9 protein-coding genes and 1 pseudogene are annotated in these 9,899 nt (G+C 58.7%); 2 read left to right on the top strand and 8 right to left on the bottom strand.

What is annotated here, in order from left to right; all coding sequences use genetic code 11:
- Positions 1-20: 20 nt before the first annotated feature.
- Positions 21-263 (top strand): annotated as a pseudogene (locus tag IMW75_RS27440) (hypothetical protein); the annotation flags it as partial.
- Here IMW75_RS27440 and IMW75_RS21820 read toward each other — a convergent pair.
- From IMW75_RS21820 to ppsA, 8 genes are all read right to left on the bottom strand, one after another.
- A complete protein-coding gene (locus tag IMW75_RS21820) occupies positions 264-1,298 on the bottom strand; it encodes an OmpA family protein (protein WP_045060999.1) in 1,035 nt (344 codons plus the stop codon).
- A 107-nt stretch (positions 1,299-1,405) separates the two neighbouring features.
- Positions 1,406-1,996, bottom strand: coding sequence for an RNA polymerase sigma factor SigX (gene sigX, locus IMW75_RS21825; protein WP_045060998.1), 591 nt, complete (start codon positions 1,994-1,996; stop codon positions 1,406-1,408).
- 88 nt (positions 1,997-2,084) lie between these two features.
- On the bottom strand, positions 2,085-2,909 hold the full coding sequence (locus IMW75_RS21830; protein ID WP_008048604.1) for a mechanosensitive ion channel family protein: 825 nt from the start codon (positions 2,907-2,909) through the stop codon (positions 2,085-2,087).
- Positions 2,910-2,911: 2 nt separating this feature from the next.
- A complete protein-coding gene (locus IMW75_RS21835; RefSeq protein WP_045060997.1) occupies positions 2,912-3,160 on the bottom strand; it encodes a hypothetical protein in 249 nt (82 codons plus the stop codon).
- Between the two features lie 63 nt (positions 3,161-3,223).
- Positions 3,224-4,219: a zinc transporter ZntB gene (locus IMW75_RS21840; protein ID WP_045060996.1), complete on the bottom strand. Its 996-nt coding sequence runs from the start codon at positions 4,217-4,219 to the stop codon at positions 3,224-3,226.
- Positions 4,220-4,246: 27 nt separating this feature from the next.
- On the bottom strand, positions 4,247-4,738 hold the full coding sequence (rraA, locus tag IMW75_RS21845; RefSeq protein WP_045060995.1) for a ribonuclease E activity regulator RraA: 492 nt from the start codon (positions 4,736-4,738) through the stop codon (positions 4,247-4,249).
- A gap of 120 nt (positions 4,739-4,858) precedes the next feature.
- On the bottom strand, positions 4,859-5,848 hold the full coding sequence (locus IMW75_RS21850) for an alpha/beta fold hydrolase (RefSeq protein WP_205893738.1): 990 nt from the start codon (positions 5,846-5,848) through the stop codon (positions 4,859-4,861).
- A 212-nt stretch (positions 5,849-6,060) separates the two neighbouring features.
- Positions 6,061-8,436 carry a phosphoenolpyruvate synthase gene (ppsA, locus tag IMW75_RS21855; protein WP_045060993.1) on the bottom strand — a complete coding sequence of 792 codons (2,376 nt, stop codon included), beginning with the start codon at positions 8,434-8,436 and terminating at the stop codon, positions 6,061-6,063.
- A gap of 174 nt (positions 8,437-8,610) precedes the next feature.
- On the opposite strand from ppsA, the gene ppsR reads away from it, so the two are divergent.
- Positions 8,611-9,429, top strand: coding sequence for a posphoenolpyruvate synthetase regulatory kinase/phosphorylase PpsR (gene ppsR, locus IMW75_RS21860; protein ID WP_045060992.1), 819 nt, complete (start codon positions 8,611-8,613; stop codon positions 9,427-9,429).
- Positions 9,430-9,899: the final 470 nt, after the last annotated feature.

Consider the following 9,899-nt stretch of genomic DNA (forward strand, 5'->3'; position numbering starts at 1 on the left):
AGTCTGGCTGGTGGGCGCAGGCCCTGGATACGCCGGTGGCCATGATCGAGAACGCCTCCCTGGCGCATCGGCGCGAATGCCGCAGCGACCTGAGCGCCATGGAATAGGATGCGAGTGCGTTTGAACTGAAAAGCCCGGCGATTCTGGTGATTGGGGCCGCGGGCGGACGATCTTTGGGGCCACCGCAAAATCCGGATAAAACCCAAATCGCAGGCAAAGAAAAGCCCGGCCTAAGCCGGGCTTTCCTCAGAGCTGCGAGCTAATTACTTAGCTTGAGCTTCAACCTGCGCTTCTACGCGACGGTTTACAGCGCGGCCAGCTTCAGTCGCGTTGTCAGCAACTGGGCGGGATTCGCCGTAGCCAACAGACTGAACGCGGGACGATTCAACACCGTACTGGTTGGTCAGAACTTGCTTAACGGCGTTTGCACGACGCTCAGACAGCTTCTGGTTGTAAGCGTCAGGACCGACGGAGTCAGTGTGACCTTCAACAGTGGTGCTGGTCGATGGGTACTGCTTCATGAAGTCAGCCAGGTTCTTGATGTCGCCGTAGCTGTTGGTTTTAACAACAGATTTGTCGAAATCGAACTTAACGTCCAGCTCTACACGAACAACTTCAGCAACTGCTGGGCAGCCGTCAGCGTCAACAGTTACGTTGGCTGGGGTGTCCGGGCACTTGTCAACGTTGTCGCAAACGCCGTCGTTGTCGCTGTCGGAGCAGACTTCAGCTGGTGCTGGAACTGGAGCAGCAGCAGGCTTGGAGCCGCCACCGAAGTTCACACCGATACCGACGCTAGGAGCCCACTCGGTGTCGCCCTGGTCGATGTTGTATTGAGCTTCAACGCCAGCACGGGCGTAGAAGTTCTCGGTGAAGTACAGCTTGGCACCGCCGCCAACGTTGGCGAAGGTGGAACGGTTACGACCGTTCGAGCCGTTCTGATCGATGCTCTGATCGGAGAAACCGGCCGAAACGTATGGACGAACCATGTCGCCTGGGTTGTTGAAGTGGTACAGAGCGTCCAGAGCGGTGTTAGCGCCCTTGATGTTCTGGCCGCTGTCGGAACGGACATTGTGCACTTCGTCGTAGGCCAGACGCAGTTCAACGTCGTCAGTCAGGAAGTAACCTACGGAACCGCCGAACAGGTTGCCGTCATTCTTGAAGTTACGAGCGCTGTCGAATTGTTCTTTCTTAGCGAAGCCTTCGATTTCAACTGCGCCTTGGCCTTGTGCCAGAGCGCCGAACGAAGTGGCGGCAATAAGAGAGCCAATGGCCAAGCCCAAGGTGTTTTTCAGTTTCATCCGTTAAATCCCCATCTGGTGATTGTGAAGCAGTCCCGCAAACCGGGGGACAACTCGGCGGCAAGTCTATCAGAACTTGCCTACACGTAAGAGATATTTGCGTCGAACTAAGTTTCAGCTACGCCTGCAAATTTCTCACGCAATTTATCTAGAGCACGTTTGTAACGCATTTTTGTTGCACTCAAACCCATGTGCATGATGTCTGCGATCTCCTGAAATTCCAGCTCTGCGACAAATCGTAGCACCAGAATTTCGCGGTCAATCGGGTTCACATACACCAGCCAGCGATCAAGTCCACCCTTTTCCTCGGCTTTGGGCATCTTTTCTTCAGATGCTTCCTCGAGGGGGTCCAGACTCAAAGCGTCCATCAAGCGACGCTTACGCCGTTCCTTACGATACTGTGTGATGCATTCGTTGTACGTGATGCTGTAGAGCCAGGTCTTGAACTTCGATTTCCCCTCGAAGTTCTTCAGGCCATACAACACCTTCAGCATCACTTCCTGACAGACATCGTCTGCGTCGCGATCGTTCCCAAGATATCGTGCACAGACGTTAAATAATGTTCTCTGGTAACGCCGCATCAGTTCTTCATAGGCGCGCGTCACGTGAAACAGCTCGGTATGCGAGCGCGCGACCAGCTCCTCATCAGAGAGCTCGCGGGGGTCGTAGCGCGTGGAGAGCGATTGAGCTTTATTCAAAACAAGTCGGGCCGACAGTCAGGTCAATGTCCGCCGCAGCCCTTTCCAGGGCCATTTGCGGCGGCATACATTAGCAGGGTTTGCCGGGTTAGCGGCTACTCACATGCTGCTCCAGGAGGATCCGATTGGAGAGAGAGACCAGCTCACCCTCGTCGGTCAGCAATGTGGTTTTAACCGTGCCGATCTCTTCGATCTGGCCTTCGACCTCGCCAACACGCACTTGTTGCCCAACCTGATACAACTCACGCACATAGATTCCCGCAAGAATCTGACCGGCAATTTCCCGGCTTCCCAATCCCATGGCCAGCGCTACAGCCAGACCAACGGTAATCAAAACGATGACGATCACATGGTTGAGCAGGTCAGTCTTGACCTCCAACTGGCTGATCGCGACCGAAATACTGATGATGATCACCAGGCCCTGGGCGATTCGCCCCAGGCCCGACGCGTAATCCAGCCCTACCCCTTCGGCGGCTCCGCGCACCAGCCCATTGGCCAGTTGCGCCAGAAGCACACCCACCAGCAACACCAGCGCGGCGCCAAAAACCTTCGGCAAATACAGCGCGAGCATGTCTAGCGTAGCTGAGACTCGCTCAAGTCCAAGAGATTCCGCAGCTGAAACCAAAAAAATCAGCAGGACGAACCAATAAACGATTTTACCGATCAATGTCGAGATCGGCACCTGCAGCCCGGCGCGGGACAACAATTTGGTCAGACCAGTGCCGCCCATCAGGCGATCGAGACCCAGCTTGGCCAGCAATTTGGACAGTAACGTGTCGAGCAGCTTGGCCACCACGAAACCCAGGAGCAGCACCACCAGTGCGCCAAAGAGGTTCGGGATGAAGTTTGCAACCTTGGTCCATAACGCTGTCATTGCAGTGACGAGGCTCTGAGTCCAGAGATCAAGTTCCATATTCAATCAGCCTTATCAGCAGTGCGAACGGTAGGTTTACGGTGACGGGAAACCGGCGAGACATGGGCCGATCCGTTATTCAGGGCGATCATCAGCGCGGGCAACCAGCGGCCCAGCAGGCTGAACAGATCACCGGCGCCGACCTGGCGGTTGGCGGTTTTCAGTACACGTCCAAGGCACGCATCGTCGTCCCGGGTGGACGGTGATGCCTTGAGCATGTCGCGCAAAGACTGTTCAAACGGATCGTGCATACGCACCTCTCGTGATGTCTGTGAAAGACGCGATCAAATTTGCCCGGGTCACATGACGCATCGTCAGACCCAACGCAAACGACGGAATAACCACCACTGCCCGAGCGCCACCGAGACCATCATCAGGCAGGCCACAAGGAAGCCATAGGGGCTCTCGGACAACGGAATTCCGCCGACGTTTATACCCAGCAGACCGGCCAGGAAACTCATCGGCAAAAAGATCCCGGTGATGATGCCAAAACGGTACATCGTGCGGTTCATGCGCACGCTCAAACGCCGATCTTCGGCCTCGAGGACCAACCCCACCCGCTCCCTGGTCAATTCCAGCTCTTCGAGATAACGCGTCAGGCTGTTGTTCAATTCGTTCCAGTAATCGGCATCGTCATCGACGAACCAGGGTAATTTGATCCGCGTCAGCTGGCCGAAAATATCGCGCTGCGGAGCGAGGAATCTCTTCAGCGCAGCCGCCCTGCGACGGATCTGCAAAATGGCTCCATGCTCGGGCGTATACCGTTCGTCGGCATCCAGTTTTTCTTCTTCCTCATCGACCACTTCCGAGAGGCAACTGACCAGATCCTGCACCTTGTGCGTGAGCAGCTGGGCCATATAAAGGATGAGTTCAGAGGCGGTTTTCGGGCCTTTGCCTTCTTCGAGCTGCGCCAGCAATTCATCGGTGGCCCGCAACGGGCGCAGGCGCAGGGAAATGACCCGCTGCGCCGAACCGAAGATGCGCACGGAAACCATGTCTTCCGGTTCCGCCCCGGGATTGAGGTTGATGCCGCGCAGGAACAGTAAAAATTCGGAGTCCGGCAGCGGCAACAGGCGCGGCCGGGTGTTCTCCTCGAGCAGCAGGTCGCAGCTGAACTCGGTCAGGCCGCTGTATTTACGCAGCCAGGTCTGGGTCTGCGGATGACTGCGGTCCCAGTGCAGCCACAGGCTTTCGTGGGCCTGCAACTGCAAGTCATCGAGCTCAGTCCGGGCTATCGAACGCGCACCGCCTTTACCATCCAGCACCAGGGCATGCACCAGCCCCCACTGCGCGTTGTCTTCCTCGAACATCCTCACCCCTAAGTTGGTCGCGCGTGCTTACTCGGGCATCTGCAGCGGGCTGGGCGAGATGATCACGCCGTTGTTGTCCGCATAGATGTATTCGCCCGGGCGAAAGGTCACGCCGGCAAACGTCACCGGGATGTTGATTTCGCCGACGCCACGCCGGTCGGACTTGCGTGGGTGGCTGGCGAGGGCCTGAACGCCCAGGTCGGTCTGCGCAATGATATCCACGTCGCGGATGCAGCCGTAGATCACCAGGCCCTCCCAGCCGTTCTTCGCGGCCTTCTCGGCCAGCATGTCGCCCAGCAACGCGTGACGCAGGGAACCGCCGCCGTCGACGACCATCACTTTGCCATGCCCCTCGAGCTCGACCTGCTCCTTGACCCGCGAGTTGTCCTCGAAGCACTTGACGGTCACGATTTCGCCGCCGAAGGAGTCCCGGCCACCGAAATTGCTGAACATCGGTTCCAGCACCTGGACCAGCTCCGGATAGGCGTCGCACAGGTCAGGGGTGATGTAATGGTTCATCGAGAAACTCCTGTAGAGAGGAAGACAATCGAGATGTCGCAAAGTGACCGGAAAAGCATGATGCGTCATATCTTAGCCGCAACCCGGTGCGAGCGAAATGCCCTTGATAGAGCATTGCGCTCAGACTGCTGCGGCTAAATCCGACTGGCCAGGCAACAGCGCCGTGCGCTGGTCGACCAGCCAGCGCGCAACCAGCGGCCACACTTCGGCCTGCGCGGCTTTGCTGACGAGCATCTCGACGTGACCGAAATTATCGGCAAAGCCCTGGTCGCGACCCAGATTGACGAATTGCTTGTGCTCGGAACCGATCTGTTCGAACAGCTTGCGACAGGCCCAGGTCGGGTCCTGATGATCGCCCGCAGCACTGACGGCCAGCACCGGCAGTTGCACGTCCGCCAACCCGGCCCACCAATCCTTGTCCGCATCGCCAAAACGCCCGAACAGTCCGTACCAGCGCATGCTTTCCAGGGCCAGGCCGATCGGCTCGTCCTCCGGACCGCGCTTGAGCCTTGAACCGGAGAGCTGGGCAAAGCGCTTGAGGATGAAGCGACCGCCCCACTCCACCGGTGGGATCTTCAGCGGCCAATAGGTGCGGCTGACCTGTGTACCGAAGAAGGCGGCAGACGCCACCACCGACTCGTCGATGTACTGGCCGCCCAGCGCCGCCGCCAGGGTAATGCCCCCCAGCGAATGTCCAATCCAGTGCGCAGCCTGGCCACTTTGCTCGTGCACGAAGGCGCCAATGGCCGGCAGGTCGTAACGCGCGTAGTCGGCGACGCGGTTCTGCCGGTAACCCTGGTTGCGCTGTGACAGGCCGTGGCCGCGCATTTCCGGGATCCACACATCAAAACCGAAGCGGGTCAGATAAGCACCCAGCCCCAGGCCCTTGGGGGAAAACCAGAATCGGCGGTTGGAGAAGCTGCCATGCAGCAGAATCACCGGCACACCGCGCCGGGACGGCTCGTCGGCCATGCCCAGGCGCGTCACGGCCAGCTCGACGGTGCCGTCCGGGCTGTTGGCGGGTTTCAAACGGTAGACGTCTTCGCTCAGATCACCGCGACGTTCGGCGCTGATCAGGGCGACAGGAAATAGGTGGCTGCTGCTTTGCATAATGCTCTTGCACAAAAAAGGGCGGCGTCCAGAGGAGCCCGCCCTACTTGAATCTCAAAAAACGGCCGCCTTTGACTGTATGTCCATCCCTGTAGGAGCGGGCTTGCTCGCGAAGAACCTCAGGACGCCGCGTTTATCCAGGATAAACGCATTATCGTTGACGTCCATCGCGAGCAAGCTCGCTCCTACAGGGGAGCGGCCCGCTCACACAATCAAACGGCTGCTTGACCTTCCGCCAGGAAGAACCAGGTTTCCAGTACGGAGTCCGGGTTCAGCGAAACGCTTTCGATGCCCTGCTCCATCAGCCACTTGGCCAGGTCCGGGTGGTCCGAAGGGCCCTGACCGCAAATGCCGATGTACTTGCCAGCCTTGTTGCACGCGGCAATGGCGTTGGCCAGCAGCTTCTTGACGGCCGGGTTACGTTCGTCGAACAGGTGCGCGATGATCCCGGAGTCACGGTCCAGGCCCAGGGTCAGCTGGGTCAGGTCGTTGGAACCGATGGAGAAGCCGTCGAAGAACTCGAGGAATTCTTCAGCGAGGATCGCGTTCGATGGCAGCTCGCACATCATGATGATGCGCAGACCGTTCTCGCCGCGGGCCAGGCCATTCTCGGCCAGCAGATCGATCACCTGGCTCGCTTCGCCCAAGGTACGGACGAATGGCACCATGATTTCGACGTTGGTCAGGCCCATCTCGTTGCGCACACGCTTGAGGGCGCGGCACTCGAGCTCGAAGCAGTCGCGGAACGCCTCGCTGATGTAACGCGAGGCGCCACGGAAGCCCAGCATCGGGTTTTCTTCTTCCGGTTCGTAGAGCTTGCCGCCGATCAGGTTGGCATATTCGTTGGACTTGAAGTCCGACAGGCGCACGATGACCTTTTTCGGGGTGAACGCGGCGGCCAGGGTGCTGATGCCTTCAACCAGCTTGTCGACGTAAAAATCGACCGGGTCGTTGTAACCGGCGATGCGCTTGTCGACGCTGTCCTTGATGTCCTGCGGCAGGCCGTCGTAGTTCAACAGGGCCTTGGGGTGCACGCCGATCATGCGGTTGATGATGAATTCCAGACGGGCCAGGCCCACACCGGCGTTCGGCAGTTGTGCGAAGTCGAATGCACGGTCCGGGTTGCCGACGTTCATCATGATCTTGAACGGCAGGTCAGGCATGGCATCAACGGAGTTTTTCTTGATGTCGAAGCCCAGTTCGCCTTCGAAGATGTAGCCGGTGTCGCCTTCGGCGCAGGAAACGGTCACGCCCTGGCCGTCTTTCAACAGCTGGGTGGCGTTGCCGCAACCGACCACAGCCGGGATCCCCAGTTCGCGAGCGATGATCGCCGCGTGGCAGGTACGACCGCCACGGTTGGTGACGATGGCGCTGGCGCGCTTCATGACCGGTTCCCAGTCCGGGTCGGTCATGTCGGAAACCAGTACGTCGCCTGGCTGGACCTTATCCATCTCGGACACGTCCTTGATGATGCGCACCTTGCCCGCGCCGATGCGCTGGCCGATGGCACGACCTTCAACCAGCACGGTGCCAGTTTCTTTCAACAGGTAACGTTCCATGACGTTGGCCTGGGTGCGGCTCTTCACGGTTTCCGGACGGGCCTGCACGATGTAGAGCTTGCCGTCGTCACCGTCCTTGGCCCACTCGATGTCCATCGGGCACTGGTAGTGCTTCTCGATGATCATCGCCTGCTTGGCCAGCTCGCTGACTTCGGCGTCGCTCAGGCAGAAACGTGCGCGATCAGCCTTGTCGACGTCGATGGTTTTCACCGACTTGCCGGCCGTGGCGACTTCGCCGTAGATCATCTTGATGGCCTTGCTGCCCAGGTTGCGGCGCAGGATGGCCGGACGACCCGCCTCCAGCGTGCCTTTGTGGACATAAAACTCATCCGGGTTCACCGCGCCTTGTACGACGGTTTCACCCAGGCCGTAGGCGCCGGTGATGAACACCACGTCACGGAAGCCCGATTCGGTATCGAGGGTGAACATCACGCCGGCGGTGCCGGTTTCGGAGCGGACCATGCGCTGCACGCCAGCCGACAGGGCCACCAGCTTGTGGTCGAAGCCCTGGTGGACGCGGTAGGAAATCGCACGGTCGTTGAACAGCGAAGCGAACACCTCTTTTGCGGCGCGAATGACGTTTTCGACACCACGGATGTTCAGGAAGGTTTCCTGCTGACCGGCGAAGGAAGCATCCGGCAGGTCTTCGGCAGTCGCGGAAGAGCGCACGGCAACGGCCATGTCAGGGTTGCCGGCCGACAGCGTGGCGAACGCGGTGCGGATCTCGGCGTTGAGCTTCTCGGGGAACTCGGCCTCCATGATCCATTGACGGATCTGGGCGCCGGTCTTGGCGAGGGCGTTGATATCGTCGACGTCGAGGGCGTCCAGGGCGGCGTGGATCTGGTCGTTCAGGCCGCTGAGTTCGAGAAAATCACGATAAGCCTGAGCTGTCGTGGCGAAGCCACCGGGCACCGATACACCGGCACCTGCAAGGTTGCTGATCATCTCGCCCAGGGATGCGTTCTTGCCCCCCACATGCTCAACATCGTGTTTGCCGAGCTTATCGAGGGAAACTACGTACTCTACCAAGGTGATCTCTCCACTAACTGTGTTGGAAAAGCTCAGAAGCCGGCTGCCCTGAGGGGCGTTTTCCGGCTGTATGGCCTGGACCTGGAAAATAAGTGAGAATGCGGGCCATTGGCGGCCGACAAATCGCGCCTATCATATCCAAGAATGATCATTAGCTTAAGGCCCAAGGTGCAAATGAAACGATCTGCTTTCTTTATTTCCGACGGCACCGGCATCACAGCCGAAACCCTGGGCCAAAGCCTCCTGGCGCAGTTCGAAAACATAACCTTCAGCAAATTCACGCGACCGTACATCGACAACGTGGATAAAGCGCGGGCCATGGTACAACAAATCAACAAAGCCGCCGAAACCGACGGCTTCCGGCCGATCATCTTCGACACCATCGTCAATCAGGACATTCGTGAGATCCTCGCCACCTCCAATGGTTTCATGATCGATATTTTCTCGACCTTCCTGGCGCCCCTGGAACAGGAACTGACCGAGCATTCGTCCTACACCGTCGGCAAATCCCATTCGATAGGCACCAGTTCCAATTACATGGAGCGCATCGAGGCGGTGAACTTCGCCCTGGACAACGACGACGGCGCCCGCACCCACTACTACGACAAGGCCGACCTGATCCTGGTGGGCGTATCGCGCTGCGGCAAGACCCCGACCTGCCTGTACATGGCCATGCAATTCGGCATCCGCGCGGCCAATTACCCGCTCACCGAAGACGACATGGAGCGCCTGCAACTGCCCAACGCCCTGCGCGCCCATCAGCACAAGCTGTTCGGCCTGACCATCGACCCGGACCGCCTGACGGCCATCCGCAACGAGCGCAAGCCCAACAGCCGCTATTCGAGTTACGCCCAGTGCGAATTCGAAGTGCGCGAGGTGGAGAACCTGTTTCGCCGCGAGAACATTCCCAACATCAACTCCACGCATTTTTCGGTTGAAGAGATTTCGGCGAAGATCCTGGTGGAAAAAGGGGTTGAGCGGCGGTTCAAATAGTTTTTCGCTGCCTGTTCCGGCCTCATCGCCAGCAGGCTGGCTCCCACAGGGAATCTGCGGTGCACACAAATCAACTGTGGGAGTTAGCCTGCTAGCGGTTCAAGTAATTCTCCATTGCCTGTTCCGGCCTCATCGCCAGCAGGCTGGCTCCCACAGGAATCTGCGGTGCACACCAATCAACTGTGGGAGTTAGCCTGCTAGCGGTTCAAGTAATTCTCCATTGCCTGTTCCGGCCTCATCGCCAGCAGGCTGGCTCCCACAGGGAACCTGCGGTGCACACAAATCAACTGTGGGAGTTAGCCTGATAGCGGTTCAAGTAATTCTCCATTGCCTGTTCCGGCCTCATCGCCAGCAGGCTGAACTGGTCAAGCAATCCCGGACACCGTTTACGGTGCTTATGCCGCTTTTTGCTCCATAGCTATTGGCGACAGGTAGTTGTTGTAGCTGTGGAGCCTGGTGCGGTTGTAGTA

The sequence above is a fragment of the Pseudomonas gregormendelii genome, assembly GCF_017114825.1.
Taxonomy (GTDB): domain Bacteria; phylum Pseudomonadota; class Gammaproteobacteria; order Pseudomonadales; family Pseudomonadaceae; genus Aquipseudomonas; species Aquipseudomonas gregormendelii.

What these genes read in the sequence shown, in the direction of transcription:
- IMW75_RS21820 (WP_045060999.1), bottom strand. Translation starts at nt 1,298, where the DNA reads ATGAAACTGAAAAACACCTTGGGCTTGGCCATTGGCTCTCTTATTGCC.
- IMW75_RS21830 (WP_008048604.1), bottom strand. Translation starts at nt 2,909, where the DNA reads ATGGAACTTGATCTCTGGACTCAGAGCCTCGTCACTGCAATGACAGCG.
- IMW75_RS21835 (WP_045060997.1), bottom strand. Translation starts at nt 3,160, where the DNA reads ATGCACGATCCGTTTGAACAGTCTTTGCGCGACATGCTCAAGGCATCA.
- IMW75_RS21840 (WP_045060996.1), bottom strand. Translation starts at nt 4,219, where the DNA reads ATGTTCGAGGAAGACAACGCGCAGTGGGGGCTGGTGCATGCCCTGGTG.
- rraA (WP_045060995.1), bottom strand. Translation starts at nt 4,738, where the DNA reads ATGAACCATTACATCACCCCTGACCTGTGCGACGCCTATCCGGAGCTG.
- IMW75_RS21850 (WP_205893738.1), bottom strand. Translation starts at nt 5,848, where the DNA reads ATGCAAAGCAGCAGCCACCTATTTCCTGTCGCCCTGATCAGCGCCGAA.
- ppsR (WP_045060992.1), top strand. Translation starts at nt 8,611, where the DNA reads ATGAAACGATCTGCTTTCTTTATTTCCGACGGCACCGGCATCACAGCC.